Genomic DNA, 21,997 nt, shown 5'->3' with positions numbered 1-21,997 from the left:
ACGATATTAAGAGAAAAAACGTTCTACTTCAGAAATAGAGCGCGGCAAACAACATACCACCACACGATCTCCAGGTTGAATCTTAAAACTACCTAACGGTATAGAGCCCTTTCCATCTCTAATAACACCTCCAATAATAGCCGATTTTGGAAATTTCACATCTTTAATAACCTTATTCGTTATTTTAGATTTAGGTTTCACTACAAACTCTAGCAATTCAGCATTCATATTGGTTAACTTGGTCATTGCAACCACTTCTCCCTTTCTAATATATCTAAAAATGTTATTAGCAGCTAGTAGTTTTTTATTTATTAAAGTATCAATTCCAATCGATTGGGATAGTTGATAATAATCCATATTTTCCACCAAGGCAATAGTTTTCTTAACACCTTTAGATTTTGCTAAGAGACAAGACATAATATTGGTTTCCGAATTCCCAGTCACTGCAATAAACGCATCCATATCTGAAATATTCTCTTCGTCTAAAATATCAACATTTCTACCGTCTCCACAAATGACTAAAGCGTTAGGAACATCTTCGGCTAATTCTTCGGCTTTACCCCTTCTGCTTTCTACAAGCTTAACATTAAACTTACTGGAGCACAAATCTTTGGCGGTTTTAAATCCGATTTGACTTCCGCCAAGAATCATTACATTTTTTATCGCAACTTTAACTTTTCCTGAAAGCTTAAATAATTCTTCATCACCACTTTTAGAAGTAATAAAAACTACTTTGTCACCTTCCTTAAAAATGGTATCACCACGAGGTATTATGGTGTATTGTGTTCCTAAACGTTGTATGGCAATAGGAATAAAATTTAATTCGGGATAAATTTCCGCTGCCTCCTTCACCGTTTTATCTACAAATGTTGCGGTACGAGACAAGCGCAAACCTAGCATGGTAAGCGCACCATCTTCAAATACGTATGTATCGTTAAAACCATATTGGTTTAGTAGAAGTTCTATTTCTGACGCAGCCAGTGATTCTGGAGAAATTAATTCATCAATTCCAAATTTAGAAAACCCAACGGTTTCTTTATTATCTATAAACTCAGTATTTGAGATACGTGCAATAGTACGCTTGGCTCCCAACTGCTTTGCTAATACACAAGCCGTAATATTAGTAGTCTCCGAAGATGTCACAGCAATAAATAACGCTGCAGTTTCAATACGCGCATCTCTAAGAATAGAAATTGAAGTCGCATCTCCTTTAATGGTTCTAATATCTAGGTGTTCTCCAGCATAAGCCAAACTGTCTTTCTTGGTATCAATTAATGTAATTTCTTGAGATTCGTAAGATAAAAGTTTCGCCAAATGAAATCCTACTTCACCTGCACCTGCGATAATAATTTTCATTGTATGTCTTTGAAATAAACGTACAAATATACTTATAAGTTATAAGTTATAAAGAGCCTGTAGTATTTAAAGTTAATTACATCGACAAAACACATGCATTAGTAGTCTTCACACAAAATGAAATATGCCTTCTAACCGTTAACTTTATAAATTGATTGCTTTTAAGGGAAATATTTATTTTAACTTTAAATAGTTCCCACTTTAAGTACTTGTAACTTATCCATATATTTGCCAAAAATTTTTATGGCCGAAAAAGTAAACCCATATAAGGACAGTGACCAATCTAAGAAAGATCAGGTTACTAAAATGTTCGATACGATTTCTAAAGAGTATGACGGTTTAAATCGCGTAATTTCCTTTGGAATAGACGTAAAGTGGAGAGATAAGGTTGTGAAACTTGTTTCAAAAAACAATCCCAAAAACATTTTAGACATTGCCACCGGAACTGGTGATTTAGCAATTAATTTAGCACGCACTAATGCCAAAGAAATTATTGGATTAGATATTAGTGATGGCATGCTAGAGGTTGGGCGCCAAAAAATAAAAGCCAAACAATTAGACGCTGTTATCTCTATGGTTATTGGCGACTCTGAAGATTTACCTTTTGAGGATAATACGTTTGATGCTATCACAGTAGCCTTTGGTGTTCGAAATTTTGAACATTTAGAAAAAGGACTTGCAGAAATCTTAAGAGTACTTAAGCCAAATGGTATTTTTGTTATTTTAGAAACTTCGGTGCCTACAAACCCTATTTATAAAGCCGGATACAATGTACATTGCAAACTGATTATGCCTACAATAGGAAAGCTGTTTTCTAAGGATAAAGTAGCTTATCGTTATTTAAGCGAATCGGCATCTGTTTTTCCATATGGTGAAGCCTTAAACAATATTTTAAGAAAAATTGGGTTTATTAATGTCAAAGACTTGCCACAAACCATGGGAGTCGCAACAATTTATACAGCATCTAAAGCATAATATGAAACATCTTTTTTTTCTTTTCGTATTTTTAGTAACCTTTCAACAATCTTCTGCACAGCTTTTTACAAAAGAAAAAGTGACGAACCCTGTGGATAATATTGATCAAAAGTTTTTAACTTGGGGTTATTTCTTAGGCTTCAATCAGTATGATTTTAATTTTGATTACAACGAAAATTTAGAAGATATCCTTGTCGATAACACCTTTGGTTTTCATTTAGGTCTTATTGGCGACATGCGAATTAATAATTTTATAAACTTAAGATTAGAACCAGGCGTATTCTTTACCACCAGAAATATAGTTTATGACGAAAGCTATTTTCAAGGCACTGATTTCAATGATTCTGATTTGCTAAGAGAGGTGAAATCGACGTATGTTCATATTCCTCTTTTAGTAAAATTTTCTACCAAACGCATTAATAATTTTAAACCTTTTATTGTTGGTGGTGTGTCTACAGCTATAAACTTATCTAGTAATGAAGATAATCCAGATGATAATAGTTCAGGAGAATTTAGAATGATCAAAAACACATATTTCTACGAGATAGGTTTTGGTATAGACTTCTATTTACTTCACTTTAAGTTCACCCCTTCTATACGCGGTGTTTTTTCAATGAATAATGAAATCGTGAAAGATGTTGATCCTAATAGTCCATGGACTGGCAACATTTCAAAAATGCAAACTAGAGGTGTATTTATTAATTTTACATTTCAATAGTTCTCCTTTTAAACTCGCTTAATAATATTGCTGTAGCGTTTGCGACGTTTAAACTTTCCGTCTCTTTGATAGTTCCAAATTGAGGAATTGTGACTTTTCTATTTACTTTAGCTTCAATGCGTTCTGAAATTCCATTAGCTTCATTTCCGAGAATGATAATACCTTGTCTTGGTAGCGTTGTGGTATAGATATTTTCACCCTCTAAAAAAGTTCCGAATATATCAGTATTATGAGCTTCCACATAACTTTCTAGATCTACATATTGCACATTAACACGCGTTAAAGACCCCATTGTAGCTTGTACAACCTTAGTGTTAAAACAATCTACAGTATTGTAACTACATACTAAATCTTTAATACCATACCAATCACAGAGTCTTATTATGGTTCCTAGATTCCCAGGATCTCTTACATCATCTAATGCGACAATTAACCCAGTATTTTGAGAAGGTTTTACTGTCGGAATTTCAAAAATGGCCAATGCAGTGTTCGGATTTTTGAGTGCTGATATTTTCTTTAAGTCTAATTCTGAAATCTCCGAAATAAGACCTTGAGGAGCATCGAATATAAGTTTCGTGGTGTAGAGATGTTTTAAAACATACTCTGATTTTAAGAATTCTGTTATACCTTTTATGCCTTCAACTATAAACAAGCCTTGTTGTTGGCGCGCTTTCTTTTGCCCTAAACTTTTAATTAACTTTATTTGATTCTTTGATATCATTTAGCTCATTTTAATCGTTACCTATATATTGCAACATCTTATTTTAGTCAGCAAATCTTTCAGCTCTAATACTTAAAAACAGAATAAAAAAGATACTTATATGTACAAAAGCATCAATTTAGGTTTAAAAATAAAAGGTAATTTGAGTTCTTTAAAATGTATTTACATTTGTTGTATGGAACGCTTTATAATACAAAGTAAACGTTTTTTGATTTAATGTTGTTCCGAAATTAAAGTAACGATGCTATTTCTAACGAAGAAATGGTATTATTTTTGTTTTTTATAAAAAGTAAAAAAATAATTTACCAAATTCAACTTTGCGACACACCTCTTTAACATTGTTTACTAAACACAAATCTTGGCATCGCTATACATTGCTTGCACTCAGCTTTATGATGTTATGGTCTTGTAATGTGGTAAAACGCGTTAAAGATGGAGATCATCTTATTATTAGAAATACCATTCTTGAAGACAGTGTTCAAGTTACTAACGAGCGTATTAATAATATCATTTCTCAAAAGGTAAATTCTGGAATGAGAAAATATTTTAGCACCCCTTTAAAACTTCATATTTATAATTTAGCCAGACCAAATATAGATTCTATTTTAAATGCTAATATTTTAAGTGATTCTACTAAGGTTAAACGAAGAATCGCACTTCTGTCTAAAAAACAATTTGACAAACAAATAGAAATGCGACGCAATTTTAACGCTTGGTTAAAACGCACTGGTGAAGCTCCTGTTATCTATGATGAAGACCAAACCATTAAAACCGCAAAAAACTTAAGAAAATACTACTATAGTAAAGGCTGGTTTAACAACCAAGTTACTTACGATGTAGAAAAGGATAGTAATAAATATGCTAAAGTTACTTACAAGGTTACCAAAAACAAACCCTACATTTTAGATTCCTTAAGACCTGTTATTAGTAGTAGTGCCATAGATTCTGTTTATCCTAAATTTATAAAATCGACCTTACTTAAAAAAGGAGAACAATTTGATGAACAGAACTATGAAAATGAGCGCGAACGTATCAATACCTATTTACGGAATACTGGTTTTTATCATTTTGGACAAGATTATATCCGTTTTGAAATGGATACCATAGGCACTAATCATAAGGTGCATACCGATTTAATTATAGCCAATAGAACTATTAGAGGTGATGATTCTACAACCACAACTCCCTTTAAAATCTATAAGATAAAGGAAGTTAATATTTATACAGACGATAATTTTAACAATCGGTTTAAAGCCATCTCAGACACCACCACTTACAAGGGCATCAATCTTTACAGTAAAGAAAAGCTAAAATTTAGACCAAAAGCACTCACTGATGCTGTTTTTATAAATGAAGGAGACCATTATAGCGATCTCGCAAGAAGCAGAACATCGCGTTACCTCAATGATTTACAAATGTTTCGCTATCCCAACATCGATTTTATTGAAAATGAAGCAGACACCTCATTAATTGCTAATATTTTCTTAGAACCTAAAAAGAAATATAGCCTTAGTTTTGATCCTGAAATTAATACTAGTAATATCCAAACTATAGGATTTTCATTTAGTACAGGTTTAAAAATTAGAAACGTGTTTAGAGGTGCTGAAACTTTAGAAATATCTGGAATTGCTGCGATAGGAGCATCTAAAACCCGAAATGACTTAGAGGATTCCTTTTTTGATATTAATGAATTTGGTGGAAATGTACGTTTAACCATTCCTAGATTATTTAGTCCTTTTAATACAGATAAGATTATACCTAAGTACATGTCGCCAAGCACAGTACTTAACCTTTCTGCGACAAGCCAACAAAACATTGGGTTAGATAAACAAGCCATTTCAGGTGTGTACAGCTACAATTGGTACCCTTCTAAAACAGTGACCAATACTTTAGAACTACTTAATATTAACTTTGTAAAAAATCTAAATACCAGTAATTATTTTGGGGTCTATACCAATTCATTTTCAAGTCTTAATACTATAGCTCAAGACATTAATTATATTGGAGATGATGAAAGTTTATTCGATTCTAGTTTATCCAATTCTTATGCACCTGCAGATATTTTTATAAACAATGTTTTAGAAGGTAACACAAGTTTAACGTCTAATGATGATGATTATGTTACAGTTAATAATATTGAAGAGCGAAAAGAGCGATTAACGGAAAACAACCTCATTGTGTCGTCTAGTTTTGATTACATAAAAGACAAGAGAAAAAATATTTTTGACAACGACTTCTCCGTCTTTAAAATGAGGCTTGAATTAGCAGGAAATCTCCTCTCTAGTATATCTAGCGTTGCAGGTGCTACAAAAAATGATGCAGGTAATTATGAAGTTTTTGGAGTGGCATTTTCACAATATATTAAAACAGAAATCGATTATGTAAAGTATGTTGATTTAGGAAGGCAAAATGTACTAGCGTTTCGCAGTTATGCAGGTATTGCCATTCCGTTTGGCAACTCTAATAGTATTCCTTTTGCAGAAAGTTTCTTTGCAGGTGGACCAAATGATAACAGAGCTTGGACGGCTTATAATTTAGGACCAGGAAGCTCTCAATCTACCAACGAGTTTAATGAAGCTAACTTTAAAATTCACCTTAGTGCAGAACAGCGTTTTAGCTTATTTGGAGCATTTCAAGGAGCTATTTTTGTCGATGCTGGTAATATCTGGAATGTATTAGACAACGTCACTGATGAGGGAGCCACGTTTACCGATTTTAATTCATTAAAAGATATAGCTGTAGGATCTGGTTTTGGTATCCGTTACGACTTCGACTTTTTTGTACTTCGGTTTGATATAGGATTTAAAACCTACGATCCTTCATTAGACGAAAATAAACGATGGTTTAAAGAATATAACTTTAAAAATGCGGTTTATAACATTGGAATTAACTATCCGTTTTAATTTTCAATATTTATGCTAACGTATTCCATAATTTAGCATTTACCGCTTCTAAAAAACTACAACGTTTTCGATATATTATAACGAATTAGGCATTATAAATACTGAAATTTTACGTATTTTTGATAACTAAATTTTCAATCCAAAAAATTATGAGTCATAATATTAAACCTGGCGTTGCCACAGGAAAAGAAGTTCAGAATATTTTTAATCATGCTAAAGAAAATGGCTATGCTTTACCAGCTGTAAATGTCATTGGTTCTAACACAATCAATGCTGTTTTAGAAACTGCAAAAGCATTAAATGCACCAGTAATTATTCAATTCTCTAATGGTGGAGCGCAATTTAATGCCGGTAAAAGCTTAAGCAATGAAGATCAGAAAGCAGCTATTGCAGGTGCTATTGCAGGTGCTAAACATGTTCATCTTATGGCAGAAGCTTACGGTGTTCCTGTAATTTTACATACAGACCACTGTGCAAAGAAATTATTGCCTTGGATTGATGGTTTATTAGATGCTAGTGAACAGCATTTTAAAGACACCGGAAAACCACTTTATAGTTCTCACATGATTGATTTATCTGAAGAACCAATTGAAGAAAACATAGAAATCTGTAAAACATATCTAGAGCGTATGAGCAAAATGGGTATGACTTTAGAGATTGAATTAGGTATTACAGGTGGTGAAGAAGATGGTGTAGATAATACTGATGTAGACGATTCTAAATTATACACTCAACCTGAAGAAGTTGCTTATGCATACGAAGAGTTAAGCAAAGTAAGTGATCAATTTACTATTGCTGCTGCTTTTGGAAACGTTCATGGTGTTTATAAGCCAGGTAATGTTAAGTTAACTCCAAAAATCTTAAAAAACTCTCAAGAGCATATTACGTCTAAATACGGAGTTGAGCACAATCATATCGATTTTGTATTCCATGGTGGATCTGGTTCTACAGTAGAAGAAATTAGAGAAGCAATTGGTTACGGAGTTATTAAAATGAATATTGATACCGATATGCAATATGCATTTTTAAGTGGTGTAAGAGATTATATTCAGGATAAAAAAGACTTTTTACAAACTCAAATAGGAAATCCTGATGGAGACGATGTACCAAACAAAAAGTACTACGATCCTCGCGTTTGGTTACGTAAAGGTGAAGATGCTTTTGTTGAAAGACTTAAAAAAGCGTTCGAAGATTTAAATAATGTAGATACTTTATAAGGATATTTTATTAAATATTTATTGACCCATTAGAACTTGTAATCAGAGTTTTAATGGGTTTTTATTTGCATAACAAAACTCGAAATTTGAGATACTTTTCTCTATTTTTGAGTTATATTTAATAAAATAGTAAGTTTGTACGCTTTATAATAGTAAAACATAACTAACTAAAAAACGATTAGAGATCACATCAATAATCACAAAACTTTCCTGAAGATCACCTTACATAGTGCTTAAGCTAAATACAGCAAAAGTATCTTAGTAAAACCATCTCAGGACTAAAATCGTAACCTCATATGGCTTGGTTTAAAAGAAAAGACAAAGGTATTCATACCTCAACCGAAGAAAAAAAAGACACACCTAAAGGACTTTGGTACAAATCTCCAACGGGTAAGATAATAGATACCAAAGAACTCGAGCAAAATTTTTATGTAAGTCCTGAAGATGGCTATCACGTAAGAATTGGTAGTAATGAATATTTTCAAATTTTATTTGACGATAATAAGTTTAAGGAATTAGATCCGAGCTTAACCTCTAAAGATCCATTAAAATTTGAAGACACTAAAAAATATCCAGACCGTTTAAAAGCGGCTCAGGCTAAAACAAAACTTAACGATGCCGTGCGTACTGCTGTTGGGAAATCTAAAGGTCAAGATTTAGTTATTGCCTGTATGGATTTTAGTTTTATTGGAGGATCTATGGGAAGTGTGGTAGGAGAAAAAATAGCAAGAGCTGCTGATTATGCCATAAAAAAGAAAACCCCTTTAATGATTATTAGTAAATCTGGAGGTGCACGTATGATGGAAGCCGCTTTATCTCTAATGCAATTAGCCAAAACCTCTGTAAAGTTAGCACAGATGGCAGATGCTGGTATTCCTTATATTTCTTTGTGTACAGATCCTACTACAGGAGGTACAACAGCTTCTTTTGCAATGCTTGGAGATATTAATATCGCAGAACCAGGAGCACTTATTGGTTTTGCAGGTCCTAGAATTGTAAGAGACACTACAGGAAAAGAGCTACCAGAAGGCTTTCAAACTTCAGAATTTTTATTAGAGCATGGTTTCTTAGATTTTATTACACATCGAAAAGATCTTAAGAATCGTGTTAACTTGTACATCGATTTAATTAAAAATCAACCTGTACGCGCATAAATCAATAAATAAAAAAGAGGTATATAAACCTCTTTTTTTTTTGCTTTATTTTTATAACTGACACTCTCATTAGGCCGTTTGTAGACCGCTTAAAAAGTAAACGGAAAAACACGTCCCAACGTTAACTTTACTTTCTACCTCAATTCTTCCGCCAATACTTTCAATATGGTTTTTGGTGATATATAAACCAACTCCTCGAGAATCTGGATGATTGTGAAACGTCCCATTTAACGTAAACAACTTATCATTATTGGATTTTAAATCTATTCCCAATCCGTTATCTTTGATTTTAAGTACTACAAATTCGTCTTTTAAACTACTAGAGAGTTCAATAGTTGCTAATCTGTCGTTGGATTTATATTTAATTGAATTAGTTAGAAAGTTAAGAATAATACTATCTATATAGGCTTCTATACCCATAATATAGCATTCTCTATCTACCTTATTTATTATTTTACAGTTTTCCTTCTTTGCTATAGCACTTACATTATAGATTGAATTTTCAATATAATTATGTAAGGGTAATCTGTTTAAAATATTGAATTTTTTAGGTTTATTTAATCGCATTAGGTTAAGATGATTTATAGTGTCATCAAGATTTCCTAAAGCGTCCTTTAACATCTTATAATTCTCGTTAGATTTTAAAGTCCCTTCTAATTCTTCTTCGAGAAATTCAGTTATAGAACACAAATTTCCGACGTGTGTTCGTATATCGTGGGTTGCAATATGTGCAAAATCTTTTAGTTTCTTATTTTGATCTTTAATAACATTCATTAAAACCTCTAAATGCCATTCTGCTGATTTCTGATCAGAAATATCGGTTAATTGCGCTATAAAATAAATAGGCTCATCATTTTCGTCCCTTACTAAAGATACGGATAGTAGTGTCCATACCACATAACCTTCTTTATGAAAATACCGTTTTTCTATCTGATAATTATCAATCTCACCATCTATTAATTGCTGCATATGTGTAAGATCAGACTCAAGATCATCACGATGGGTAATATCTCTAAAATTTAGCTTATACAGTTCGGCTTCTTCATATCCTAATAAATTGATGATGCTTTGGTTGACCTTTATCCAAACACCATCAAGACTTACTATAGAGATTCCTCCGTTAGCATTCTCAAAAATATTTTGAAAAACTTTGTTTTTTAATCGATTGAGATTTTTAGGCATGGGCTAACATTAAGAATTGGAAAACAAAATTAAATTATACCCTTAATTGGTTTAACTCAATAGATTATTTAGTTATCATAATTACTAAAAAGATAAGCATAAATATTTGAAAATACTAGCTAATACAGCATTTAGGCTTTCTTAAAAAAGACAGAGAACTCCGTCCCTACACCCACTTCACTTTTCACCTCTACTTTTCCTCCTAAAGATTCAATTTGATTTTTAGTGATAAAAAGACCAATACCCACAGCATCTTCATTATAATGAAAGGTATTATACATTTGAAATAATTGGTCCCCAAACCGTTCTAGGTCAATGCCGAGACCATTGTCTTTTATATGGAGTACTACAAAGTCATCTACAACTTCAGACGACAGTTCTATGATTGGCTTTCTGTTTTCCGATTTATATTTAATAGCATTGGTAAGAAAATTTAGAATAATACTATCTAAATAAGCAGGAATTCCCTTTATTAAAATATCTTCACTAATAAGATTGTAAATCACAGCCTCGGCATTCTGTGCAAGTGCAATAATATTATAGGTCGCTTTCTCGGTATAATCATACAGGTTTAGGATTTCCATTTTAGAATCTTCGATTTCTCTAATTTTAGCCACTTCTGTGAGGTGAGATACCGTTTCTTGAAGATTGTATATAGCTCTCTTTAATAATTGATAGTTTTCATTTTCTCTTAAGTTAGAAAAATCCTCCTCCAAAAAACCCGTTAGAGATTCTAAGTTTCCTGAATGTGACCTTAAGTTATGAGTTACAATATTAGCAAACGAAGTGAGCCTTTCATTTTGTTCTCTTGCCACATTGAGCATTGTTTTAAGCTTATCTTGGTTTTTTTGCCGATTTGTAATATCGGTAAATTGCCAAATCATGTGAGGTCTTCCAGCTTTAAAATAAACCAAAGACACCGAAATTAGTAGCCACAGAATGGATCCATCCTTATGAAAATAGCGTTGTTTTACACGATATTTACTAATATTTCCATTAATAAGATTATCAAATTTTTCTTCGTGAACACCAAGATCTTGGGCATAGACAATATTGTGTATATCCATATTAAAGAGTTCCCATCTGGTATAACCAAAAATATCGCAGACACTCTGGTTCACTTTTAACCAATTCCCATCTAAATTTACAATTGCAATACCATTATAAGTATTGTTAAATGTGCGTTCTAAAACGTCGTAAGCGTTAGAGAAATTCCGTAAATGATTTGAAACTTTCATACATATCGTTTAATAAGGATTAATCTATTGAACGCTATTTTATTACTAGGGAAAATCGTAATTAGGGCATAAATCTATTCTTTAGGATATCAAAAAGTTACGAAAAAAATTTCAAATCACAAAAAAGTAGTATATTTGCCGCTCGAAAGAGAGGCTTTCGTGTACATAAAAATCATTTACAATAATATTAGCATGTATTTAGATCAAAAAGCTAAAGAGGAAATCTTTAAAAAACATGGTGGTGATGCAAAAAACACTGGTTCTGCAGAAGGACAGATTGCATTATTTACGGCAAGAATTAATCACTTAACAGAACACTTAAAACAAAATCGTAAAGATTTTAACACAGAGCGTTCGTTAGTAAAATTAGTAGGTAAGCGTCGTGCTTTACTAGACTACTTAACTAAGAAAGATGTCTTAAGATATCGTGCGATAGTTAAAGAATTAGGATTAAGAAAATAATCTCAATATAAAGGCCACGCATTTAGCGTGGCTTTTTGTTTTTATATAACTCAAACGGAAGAGTAAAACAATCGTAAAAAAAATAGCAGAAAAATCCTAAAGTGATTTTAGGATTCGCGGTTTTTCATTGGTCACAAACAACAACTACACAACAACACAACGACCATTGTTTAATTAGAATTAAAAAATTTATGATTCCAAAAGTTTTTAGAGAGGTCATAGACCTTGGTGACGGTAGAGAAATTTCTATCGAAACCGGAAAATTGGCAAAGCAGGCACATGGTTCTGTTGTTGTTCAGTCTGGAAAATGTATGTTATTATGTACAGTTGTTTCCAATTACAAACAAGCAGATGTTGACTTTTTACCTTTAACGGTAGATTACAGAGAAAAATTTGCTGCTGCAGGGCGTTACCCTGGAGGTTTCTTTAAAAGAGAAGCGAGACCAAGTGACGGAGAAGTTTTAACGATGCGTTTAGTAGACCGTGTTTTACGTCCGTTATTCCCAAAAGATTATCATTCTGAAACTCAGGTGATGATTCAATTAATGTCTCATGATGATGACGTTATGCCAGATGCTATGGCAGGTTTAGCAGCTTCAGCAGCTATTCAATTATCAGATTTCCCATTTGAATGTCCAATTTCTGAAGCCAGAGTTGGTCGTGTTAATGGTGAATTTGTAATCAACCCAACAAGAGCTCAATTAGCAGAGTCTGATATCGATATGATGATTGGAGCTTCTGCAGATTCTGTTATGATGGTTGAAGGTGAAATGGATGAGATTTCTGAAGAAGAAATGACTGAAGCCATTAAGTTTGCACACGAAGCGATTAAAGTACAATGTGAAGCTCAAGTAAAATTAGCTGAAGCTTTTGGTAAAAAAGAAGTACGTGAGTATGAGCCAGAACGCGAAGACGCTGATCTAGCAAAGAAAATTCACGATATGGCTTACGATAAAGTATATGCTGTAGCAAGAGCTGCATCTGCAAAACACGAACGTAGCGCTGCTTTCAATGAAATTAAAGAAGAAATAAAAGCGTCTTTTACAGAAGAAGAACAAGAAGATTTTGGCGGCTTAATTTCTAAATATTATAGCAAAGCAGAAAAAGCTGCTGTTAGAGATTTAACTTTAAATGAAGGGTTACGTTTAGATGGACGTAAAACGGATGAAATTAGACCAATTTGGTGTGAGGTAGATTACTTACCATCTACACATGGATCGTCTATTTTTACCCGTGGAGAAACTCAAGCTTTAGCCACAGTAACTTTAGGTACAAGTAGAGAAGCTAACCAAATAGACATGCCGTCTTACGAAGGTGAAGAGCGTTTTTATTTACATTATAACTTCCCACCTTTTTCTACAGGTGAAGCAAGACCTATCCGTGGAACATCTCGTAGAGAGGTTGGTCATGGTAACTTAGCACAACGTGCTTTAAAAGGTATGGTTCCTGAAGATTGTCCTTATACAGTACGTGTGGTGTCTGAGATTTTAGAATCTAACGGTTCTTCTTCTATGGCAACCGTATGTGCAGGTACAATGGCTATGATGGATGCTGGTGTACAACTAAAGAAGCCTGTTTCTGGTATTGCCATGGGATTAATTTCTGATGCAGATTCTGGAAAATACGCTGTATTATCTGATATTTTAGGTGATGAAGATCACTTAGGAGATATGGATTTTAAAGTTACTGGTACCGCAGATGGTATTACGGCTTGTCAAATGGATATCAAAGTTAAAGGATTAAGTTACGAGATTCTTGTAAATGCATTAAAACAAGCACGCGAAGGTCGTTTACATATTTTAGGTAAAATTACCGAAACTATTGAAACACCAAATACAGATGTTAAAGATCATGCACCTACAATGGTATCTAGACGTATTCCAAACGAATTTATTGGAGCGTTAATTGGTCCTGGTGGAAAAGTGATTCAAGAAATGCAAAAAGAAACTGAAACCACTATCGTTATCAACGAAGACCCTGTTACAGAAGAAGGTATTGTTGAAATTTTAGGTGTTGGTAGCAAAGGGATTGATGCTGTTATGGCAAAAATTGATGCCCTTTTGTTTAAACCAACCGTGGGTAGTGTTTACGAAGTTAAGGTGATTAAAATGTTAGATTTTGGTGCTGTAGTAGAATATACAGAAGCACCAGGAAACGAAGTATTATTACACGTCTCTGAGTTAGCTTGGGAACGTACCGAAAATGTATCTGATGTGGTAAACATGGGTGACGTTTTTGATGTAAAATATTTTGGTATCGATTCTAGAACTCGTAAAGAAAAAGTATCTCGTAAAGCATTGTTACCAAAACCAGAAGGTTATGTAGCAAGACCACCAAGAGATGATAAACGTTCTGGTGGACGTGATAATAACAGAGGAAGAGATAATCGCGGACGTGATAACAGACGTGATGATCGTAAGCCTAGAGAAGATAAAAAGTAAGATTAACGTCTTCTTATTATATTAGTAAAAGCCTATCAAATTTCGATAGGCTTTTTTTTATGATTATATTTTACCAACTTCACTATAATAAAAAAGACTCTAGGGTGTTCTTTAAAATATCGTAGTCAAGACTTTCAAATAAACTCACACTTTCTTCACAAAACAGCATAGTCTGTTTAACACTTACTAGTAAAAAAATCTCATATTTTCATTTTAAGATGAGCTAGACCTGTACTGCCTAAATATAGAAATATTCTTACAACCTAATTTTTCAAACAAAACAACACTTCGTAACACACTAAATATCAACATACCACAACAAAACTTTAATCTTTTAAAATCTCTTAAAAGGCCATCAGAATCTGTTAAAAAAAAATTAAATAAAATCTAAAACCTAAAAGCCATCGTACATCTACTTTAATCAATCACATCATAAACAAAATTTATGGCTTCGAAAACAACACCCTCAAATAGTAATCTTTCAGACTCAAAAAATATAACTCATAAACTATCAAATCAGTTTAATTTACTGCTCAATAGTAAATCTAAAGCCGAAAATCCATATAATAAAATTGTCCTATTCAGTACGTTTTTACTATTGGTTTTAGGGGTTTATTTTTTATCGGTTTTTTATGGTGACTTTGAACAGCTAAATGCAGATAAAATGAGTACTTCCATTGGATATAGTTTTATTGCTATAGCCACTACCCTCTTAGGTTTTAAAGTACTGTTCTTTTTATATAAAGCCTATAATTATTTTAAATACAAACCCATTGCTTCAGTATCAGATAATGAGCTACCTACTTGTACCGTCATTGTACCAGCATACAATGAAGGAAAGCAAGTTTGGGAAACATTAAAGAGTTTAGCCAATAGTAATTATCCAAAGGATAAACTTCAAATTATATCTATTGACGATGGTAGTAAAGACGATACATGGACATGGATGCAAGATGCAAAAAAGAGTCTAGGAGATCGTTTAGAGATTTACCAACAACCAGAAAACCAAGGAAAACGACATGCACTTTATCGTGGATTTAATTTAGGGACTGGAGAGATTTATGTCACAGTAGATAGTGACTCTATTGTTACAGAAGACACCCTCAGAAATTTAGTAAGTCCATTTGTTAAAGATGAAAATTGTGGTGCCGTAGCCGGTAATATTAGAGTGTTAAATAACAAAAAGGAGATGCTTCCTAAAATGCTAGACGTAAGTTTTGTATTGAGTTTTGAGTTTGTCCGTTCTGCAGAAAGTAATTTAAATTCAGTATTGTGTACTCCTGGTGCGCTAGCAGCATACCGTAGTACAGCTGTCCACGAATGTTTACCCGAATGGATAAATCAAACATTTATGGGAAAACCATCTGATATTGGTGAAGATAGAGCCATGACCAATATGATTTTAAAACAAGGAAAGCATGTTTTATTTCAAAAAAATGCTGTTGCGTATACAAATGTCCCTGAACAATATATGGGCTTATATAAAATGTTTATACGATGGGGACGCAGTAACGTACGAGAGAATTTAGAAATGGCAAAGTATGTTTTTTCAAATTTTAGAGCTAAAGGCAAAACGGGAACGCGTATTCTATTTATTAGTCAATTCGTTAAAATATTAATGAGCTATCCATTATTACTATCTATGCTATTCTTTGTTTTAGTACACCCCTTATTATTCTTAGGATCTACATTAGTAACTATTTTAGTAGTTTCAACATTCTCAGTCATCTTTTTTACGAGTCAGTATAAAACCACTCAAGGTTTTTGGGCATATTCGTATAGCATTCTGTTTACATTTGCGTTGTTCTGGATTACACCTTATGCCATTGCAACAGCGAGCAGAAGAGGTTGGTTAACACGAGACATTGTTGAAGTGCCATAAAAATCACTACATACAAAAATTTAAAAAGCCTATAATACTCTTAATGTTTATAGGCTTTTTCTATGAAATTCCACAATTTGTCACCGACAGTTTGTCATAATTTTGAAACTTCATTTTTTTTCAAATTATGATATCATAAGTATTTCTACAACAAACTTTTCAATATCACAACTAATTACATAAAAGTCTTAGGATTTCAAAAATCTTTAAATCATAATTTCAATTTGGCACTATCGCATAGTAGTTGTGGTTATAAAGGCAACTGACAGTTAACATATTAACTAAATTAAATTATGAAAGTATTAGTGATTGGAGCCGGAAACATGGGCTTAACCTATGCTGAGGGTATGGCAGAATCGCCTCTTCTCAGTAAACATAAATTAAAAATTTATGATACGGATCCAAAAAAAATTGAAAGCCTTAGTAAAGATTCTAGATTTATTGTTTACAAGAATTTAGACGAGTGTTTACCCAACGCAGATATTGTATTTATTGCTGTAAAGCCCTATCACAGTGATAGCTTATTCGAGAACATGAGTGCAATGCTCAACGATCATCAAATTTTTGTATCCCTTATGGCTGGTGTAACTATAGACACCATTCAAGACAAATTAAACATTAAAAAGGTGGTACGAACAATGCCAAATTTACCTGCGCAAGTTGGTAAAGGCGTAACATCTTATACAGCATCGGAATCTGTTTCTAGAGTAGAACTTATTATGGTTCGCAATTTATTGGATACCACGGGAACGTCCATTTATGTAAAAACAGAAAAGTTTATTGATGCTTCCACAGGTATTTCAGGAAGTGGACCAGCTTACGTCTTCTATTTTATGCAATCCATGTTAGAAGCAGCTTTAAAAATGGGGTTTTCAAGTTACGACTCAAAAGTATTAGTTAGTAGCACGTTTGAAGGCGCTATTGAACTCTTCAACCAAAATAATATATCACCAAAATCTTGGATTGATAAAGTAGCATCAAAAGGAGGTACCACCCAAGCCGCCATTGATTCTATGGAAGATAATAATGTAAAACAGTTGATACAAGATGCCGCATACGCTGCTTTTGATCGTGCTGTAGAATTGGGAAAAGACAAATAAAATTATGAATAAAGAAGTCAAACGTGTGGTCGTAAAAGTAGGTACCAACGTATTAACAAATAAAGATAATAGAATTTTAGGACCCGTATTGCGTGAACTTGTAAGACAAATCTCTGTGCTATACGAAAAGAACATTATGGTTATACTTGTATCTTCAGGTTCTGCAATGGCAGGCATGGAAATATTAGGAGAAACCACTATAAAAGATAAGTCTATTAGACGGCAGGTTTACTCCTCTGTTGGACAACCACGAATGATGAGACATTACTACAGTCTTTTTCACGATTACGGCATGCGATGTGCACAAGTCTTAGCGACGAAACGAGATTTTGACACCGGGAAACACCGTGAAAATATGATTAATTGCTATGAAGGTTTACTCTCAGAAGGAGTTATTCCTATTGCCAATGAAGATGATGCCGTTTCACTAACCATGTCCATGTTTTCAGATAATGATGAATTGGCTAGTTTGGTTGCAGAACTTATAGATGCCGACAGGTTAATTATATTATCAGATACCGACGGATTGTATAATGGCCATCCGGACGATGATGATTCAAAACTATTAAACACTGTAGTTACCAATCAGAATGTTGAAAAATACGTTCAAGATTCCAATAAAAAAGAAGGAGAAGGCCGTGGAGGCATGGCGTCGAAACTAAAAATAGCAAAGGGTACAGCGAATAAAAATATCCCAACATATATCGCTAATGGTAAAAAAGAAAATGTCATCGTAGACATTATTAATAATAAAGAAATAGGTACAAAATTTATTAGTGCCTAAACAATTTCAAGTTAAAATAAGACCTATGAAACTTTTAAATACAGAAATAAAAAATAACGTCTTAAAATCAATGCTTCAGATTTTAGACCGAGAACGACATACAATTATAGAAGCAAATAAAAAAGACCTCGATGCCTTTCAGAAAGAGGATCAAGCTTTATACGATCGTCTTATAGTCAATGATAAAAAGGTAGATGAAATGTTAGCTGCTGTAGAAGCGGTAATGCTTCAGGACGATCCCGTAGGCAAAGAAATCTCTAATACGACCTTAAAAAACAAACTCAATATAGTAAATACAACCGCTCCTTTTGGCACCATTCTTATCATTTACGAATCGCGACCAGATGTTACCATCGAAGCCGCTGTTTTAGCATTTAAAGCAAATAATAAGATTTTATTAAAAGGTGGAAAAGAAGCACTTCACAGTAACCTTGTATTAGAACAGTGTTGGCACGAAGCCTTAGAAGCCAATGGATTATCTAAAGACTGGATTAAATTACTTCATTTAAAACGTGAAGAAACTCAAGAATTTCTTAAAAATCCAACAGAACCATTAGATCTGATAGTGCCTAGAGGAGGTGAGCGTTTAATTAACTTTGTAAAAACACATGCTACTTGTGCCGTGTTGGTCAGCGGACGTGGCAATAACTTTTTGTATGTCTCTGAACATGCAGATTGGAGCAAAGCTGTAAACGTAATTATCAATGCAAAAACAGATAAAATATCTGGATGTAATGCCTTAGACAAGGTCCTTATAAATAAAAATTTACCACAGTACGCCACTAAAATAAAAATGCTTAAACAAAAACTAGAACAACATCATGTTGAAATTCTAGTCGACCATAAAATCTCTGATATTTTACCAGAGCATAACACCATTGCTGATCACCATATATGGTATGAAGAGTTTTTAGCACTAAAATTACTTATAGGAGAAGTGTCATCGTTAGAGGATGCCATTGCAACTATAAATAAATACTCTGGTAAACATTCGGCATCCATTATTACGGAAGAAAAAGCAGAAGCTATGACCTTTATGCACAATGTAGATAGTGCTGCGGTTTATCATAATGCATCGACCCGATTTACGGATGGTGGCCAAATGGGAGTAGGTGCTGAATTAGCCATCAGTACAGACAAACTTCATCATCGCGGACCTTTAGGATTAAACCAATTAGTAACCAACAAATATTACGTTTATGGTGATGGCCAAGTGCGTGTTTAAAACCATGTATAAGGTCTTCACTGTACTAACTCATAAATTTAACATCTGAAAATTAGGATTTTACACAAAAAAACCTTATAATAAAGGTTATGATTACACAAGACAAAATTAAATACGCCGAAGAATTAAGTAACTCCATATCTTACCTTGAAAATTTAGGGTACTCAAATATTAAAGCCGATTTAAAAGGTTATGAGACCCCAAAATCCTATCATAAAAAAGGAAGTGACGTTGACGTTACACCAGATATTGTGGCAGAAAAAGAAGGACGTAAACATATTTTTGATCTCAGTCTCAAGTCTGAAAAACCCAGATTATTAAAATCTAAATGGCTGTTTCTAAAAACTTTGAGCCAGTTAAAATCATATCGTTTTCGATTAATAACCATGAGAGGTCACTATAAATTTACCAACGAAACGGTAGATGCTATCAACCTTGAAACCGTTAAACTACTAAAGATTTAAAAAAAAATCATTAGTATTGTGTAACATTTTATAACACTGTTGCGTATAATAAAAGCAACATGTTGTTGTTAAATTGCACAAATCTTAAATAGAAATGAGACAGCTTAAAATTACCAAGCAGGTTACTAACAGGGAAACTGCATCCTTAGATAAATACTTACAAGAAATTGGTAAGGTCGATCTTATTACAGCAGACGAAGAGGTAGAATTAGCTCAACGCATTAAAGCTGGAGATCAAATTGCTTTAGAAAAATTGACTAAAGCTAACTTACGATTTGTGGTTTCTGTGGCTAAACAATATCAAAATCAAGGTTTAACTTTACCAGATTTAATTAATGAAGGTAACTTAGGTTTAATTAAAGCGGCACAACGTTTTGATGAAACACGTGGTTTTAAATTCATTTCTTATGCTGTTTGGTGGATTCGTCAATCGATTCTTCAAGCTTTAGCAGAACAATCTCGAATTGTACGTTTGCCATTAAATAAAATTGGTTCTATTAACAAGATTAATAAGACCTTTGCCTTTTTAGAACAAAGCCATGAGCGTCCACCATCTGCTGAAGAAATTGCCAAGGAATTAGACATGACTATTAACGATGTTAAAGAGTCTATGAAAAACTCTGGTCGTCACGTCAGTATGGATGCTCCTTTAGTTGAAGGTGAAGATTCAAATTTATACGATGTTTTACGTAGTGGTGAATCACCAAATCCAGACAGAGATTTATTACACGAATCTTTAAGAACGGAGATTGAACGTGCATTAGAGACTTTAACACCTCGTGAAGCTGATGTCATCCGTTTGTATTTTGGTTTGGCTAGTCAGCACCCAATGACCCTAGAAGAAATTGGTGAAACTTTCGATTTAACACGTGAACGTGTAAGACAAATAAAAGAAAAAGCGATTAGACGTTTAAAACATACGTCTCGAAGTAAAATATTAAAGACATATTTAGGTTAGTTATTAGTATATTTAACGACTAACCTAATAATGGTAACAACAGTTACAAACATAACTGTTCGTTTTTTGATTGATGAAAGAACCCACGGCTGATTACCGTGGGTTCACTTTTTTAAAGCGGTCTTAGATGCTATAATAGTAGACCTGTTTCGACAGTTCTATATTGTACCATCTATTAAAATGTGCACGTTTCTTCCCTATTTCTTTTACTATTAAAATCAAGACTTAATTATGACATTTTAAGTACATTTGCAGCAACTTAAAAACACAACACAAAATGGCTTCTAAATTAATTGCTCCATCAATGCTTGCTGCAGATTTTGGCAACCTTCAACGCGATACTGAAATGGTAAATAATAGCGATGCAGATTGGTTTCATATCGATGTTATGGACGGACATTTTGTTCCTAATATTTCTTATGGAATGCCAGTAATTGCTGCCATAAAAAAACACGCTACAAAACCATTGGATGTTCATTTAATGATAGAACAGCCCGAACGCTATATCGAGGAATTCGCTAAAGTTGGAGCTGATATCATCACGGTACATTATGAATCTACCGTGCATTTACACCGTACATTACGCCAAATTAAGGATGCAGGTTGCAAAGCTGGTGTTGTCCTTAATATTACCACTCCGTTAAATGTTTTAGAAGATATTCTTCCGGAATGTTATATGATATTATTAATGTCTATAAATCCTGGCTTTGGAGGTCAAAAATTTGAAGACATCACTTACAAACGTGTAAAAAGCCTTCGAAAAATGATTGACGAGCAAGGTTTAGATACGCGTATCGAAATTGATGGAGGTGTCACTGACAAAAACATCGAACAACTCGTAGCAGCAGGAGCTGACACTTTTGTTGCAGGCAGCCATGTTTTTAAAAGTGATAACCCAACGGCAACTATTAAAACCTTGAAAGCGTTGGCTAATTCCTAAATTAAAATTATTTTATTGGTACAGCTAATTCGTCCTATTGGTAATGTCTGTAGCCTTTTTTAATAAGGCTTAAGCAGCTTACACATAAACCTCCTCTTTCACTTAATTGTGGTTGTTTTAATTTATTACTCTATTTACTCGTAGTTGTCTATTTATCATAAATATGGTGCATAGATTAACTACGGAGTATGTAGGGAGTATGTACGGAGTTAGTACGGAGTAGCTAAAGGCTTTATAAACAAAGTATTTTCTTACATGTTTTTAGCTTAAAACATAA

General features: G+C 33.4%; 18 protein-coding genes. 14 read left to right on the top strand and 4 right to left on the bottom strand.

The genetic code is table 11. The features are described 5' to 3' along the window. Positions 1-6: 6 nt before the first annotated feature. Entirely contained in the window at positions 7-1,356 is a 1,350-nt protein-coding gene (gene trkA / locus C8N41_RS06140) for a Trk system potassium transporter TrkA (RefSeq protein WP_092444741.1), read from the bottom strand. A 243-nt stretch (positions 1,357-1,599) separates the two neighbouring features. Between trkA and ubiE the strand changes: the two genes are divergently transcribed. Together ubiE and porT are read left to right on the top strand one after the other, a co-directional pair. Then, entirely contained in the window at positions 1,600-2,331 is a 732-nt protein-coding gene (gene ubiE, locus C8N41_RS06135; RefSeq protein ID WP_115838585.1) for a bifunctional demethylmenaquinone methyltransferase/2-methoxy-6-polyprenyl-1,4-benzoquinol methylase UbiE, read from the top strand. A 1-nt stretch (position 2,332) separates the two neighbouring features. After that, positions 2,333-3,049, top strand: a complete 717-nt coding sequence (porT, locus tag C8N41_RS06130; RefSeq protein WP_092444745.1) for a type IX secretion/gliding motility protein PorT/SprT — start codon at positions 2,333-2,335, stop codon at positions 3,047-3,049. Here the strand turns inward: porT and C8N41_RS06125 are convergent. Continuing rightward, positions 3,036-3,770, bottom strand: coding sequence for a TrmH family RNA methyltransferase (locus tag C8N41_RS06125; protein ID WP_092444747.1), 735 nt, complete (start codon positions 3,768-3,770; stop codon positions 3,036-3,038). The two genes, porT and C8N41_RS06125, sit on opposite strands and share 14 nt — an antisense overlap. Positions 3,771-4,108: 338 nt before the next feature. Here C8N41_RS06125 and tamL point away from each other — a divergent pair, with 338 nt between their 5' ends. From tamL to accD, 3 genes are all read left to right on the top strand, one after another. Continuing rightward, positions 4,109-6,673 (top strand): translocation and assembly module lipoprotein TamL, encoded by a 2,565-nt coding sequence (gene tamL / locus C8N41_RS06120; RefSeq protein WP_317124567.1) that lies wholly within the window; start codon positions 4,109-4,111, stop codon positions 6,671-6,673. 149 nt (positions 6,674-6,822) lie between these two features. Further along, the gene (gene fbaA, locus C8N41_RS06115; RefSeq protein ID WP_092444749.1) at positions 6,823-7,890 is read left to right on the top strand and encodes a class II fructose-bisphosphate aldolase; all 1,068 of its coding nucleotides are present in this window, start codon (positions 6,823-6,825) and stop codon (positions 7,888-7,890) included. Positions 7,891-8,186: 296 nt separating this feature from the next. Next, positions 8,187-9,044: an acetyl-CoA carboxylase, carboxyltransferase subunit beta gene (accD, locus tag C8N41_RS06110; RefSeq protein ID WP_115838584.1), complete on the top strand. Its 858-nt coding sequence runs from the start codon at positions 8,187-8,189 to the stop codon at positions 9,042-9,044. A gap of 69 nt (positions 9,045-9,113) precedes the next feature. Here accD and C8N41_RS06105 read toward each other — a convergent pair whose 3' ends face one another. Together C8N41_RS06105 and C8N41_RS06100 are read right to left on the bottom strand one after the other, a co-directional pair. Further along, on the bottom strand, positions 9,114-10,226 hold the full coding sequence (locus tag C8N41_RS06105; RefSeq protein ID WP_115838583.1) for a sensor histidine kinase: 1,113 nt from the start codon (positions 10,224-10,226) through the stop codon (positions 9,114-9,116). Positions 10,227-10,357: 131 nt separating this feature from the next. Further along, positions 10,358-11,464: a sensor histidine kinase gene (locus C8N41_RS06100; RefSeq protein WP_115838582.1), complete on the bottom strand. Its 1,107-nt coding sequence runs from the start codon at positions 11,462-11,464 to the stop codon at positions 10,358-10,360. A 192-nt stretch (positions 11,465-11,656) separates the two neighbouring features. Here C8N41_RS06100 and rpsO point away from each other — a divergent pair, with 192 nt between their 5' ends. The 9 genes from rpsO to rpe all read left to right on the top strand — a co-directional run bounded on the left by rpsO (position 11,657) and on the right by rpe (position 21,720). After that, a complete protein-coding gene (gene rpsO / locus C8N41_RS06095; protein ID WP_092444757.1) occupies positions 11,657-11,926 on the top strand; it encodes a 30S ribosomal protein S15 in 270 nt (89 codons plus the stop codon). A gap of 191 nt (positions 11,927-12,117) precedes the next feature. Next, a complete protein-coding gene (locus C8N41_RS06090; protein ID WP_115838581.1) occupies positions 12,118-14,367 on the top strand; it encodes a polyribonucleotide nucleotidyltransferase in 2,250 nt (749 codons plus the stop codon). A 445-nt stretch (positions 14,368-14,812) separates the two neighbouring features. Then, positions 14,813-16,249: a glycosyltransferase gene (locus tag C8N41_RS06085; RefSeq protein ID WP_115838580.1), complete on the top strand. Its 1,437-nt coding sequence runs from the start codon at positions 14,813-14,815 to the stop codon at positions 16,247-16,249. A gap of 293 nt (positions 16,250-16,542) precedes the next feature. After that, positions 16,543-17,349: a pyrroline-5-carboxylate reductase gene (proC, locus tag C8N41_RS06080; RefSeq protein WP_092444761.1), complete on the top strand. Its 807-nt coding sequence runs from the start codon at positions 16,543-16,545 to the stop codon at positions 17,347-17,349. Positions 17,350-17,353: 4 nt separating this feature from the next. Beyond that, on the top strand, positions 17,354-18,133 hold the full coding sequence (proB, locus tag C8N41_RS06075) for a glutamate 5-kinase (protein WP_115838579.1): 780 nt from the start codon (positions 17,354-17,356) through the stop codon (positions 18,131-18,133). A 16-nt stretch (positions 18,134-18,149) separates the two neighbouring features. Then, complete coding sequence (locus C8N41_RS06070; RefSeq protein WP_317124570.1) at positions 18,150-19,358, top strand: glutamate-5-semialdehyde dehydrogenase; 1,209 nt, start codon at positions 18,150-18,152, stop codon at positions 19,356-19,358. Between the two features lie 89 nt (positions 19,359-19,447). Further along, a complete protein-coding gene (locus tag C8N41_RS06065) occupies positions 19,448-19,822 on the top strand; it encodes a hypothetical protein (RefSeq protein ID WP_092444767.1) in 375 nt (124 codons plus the stop codon). A gap of 94 nt (positions 19,823-19,916) precedes the next feature. Further along, on the top strand, positions 19,917-20,780 hold the full coding sequence (locus tag C8N41_RS06060) for a sigma-70 family RNA polymerase sigma factor (RefSeq protein WP_092444769.1): 864 nt from the start codon (positions 19,917-19,919) through the stop codon (positions 20,778-20,780). Between the two features lie 277 nt (positions 20,781-21,057). After that, positions 21,058-21,720, top strand: a complete 663-nt coding sequence (gene rpe, locus C8N41_RS06055) for a ribulose-phosphate 3-epimerase (RefSeq protein WP_115838577.1) — start codon at positions 21,058-21,060, stop codon at positions 21,718-21,720. Positions 21,721-21,997: the final 277 nt, after the last annotated feature.

Origin of the sequence: Winogradskyella sediminis (genome assembly GCF_003387355.1) — a bacterium.
In the GTDB taxonomy this organism is placed as follows: Bacteria; Bacteroidota; Bacteroidia; order Flavobacteriales; family Flavobacteriaceae; genus Winogradskyella; species Winogradskyella sediminis.
This window is presented reverse-complemented; position numbering and strand designations above follow the sequence as displayed.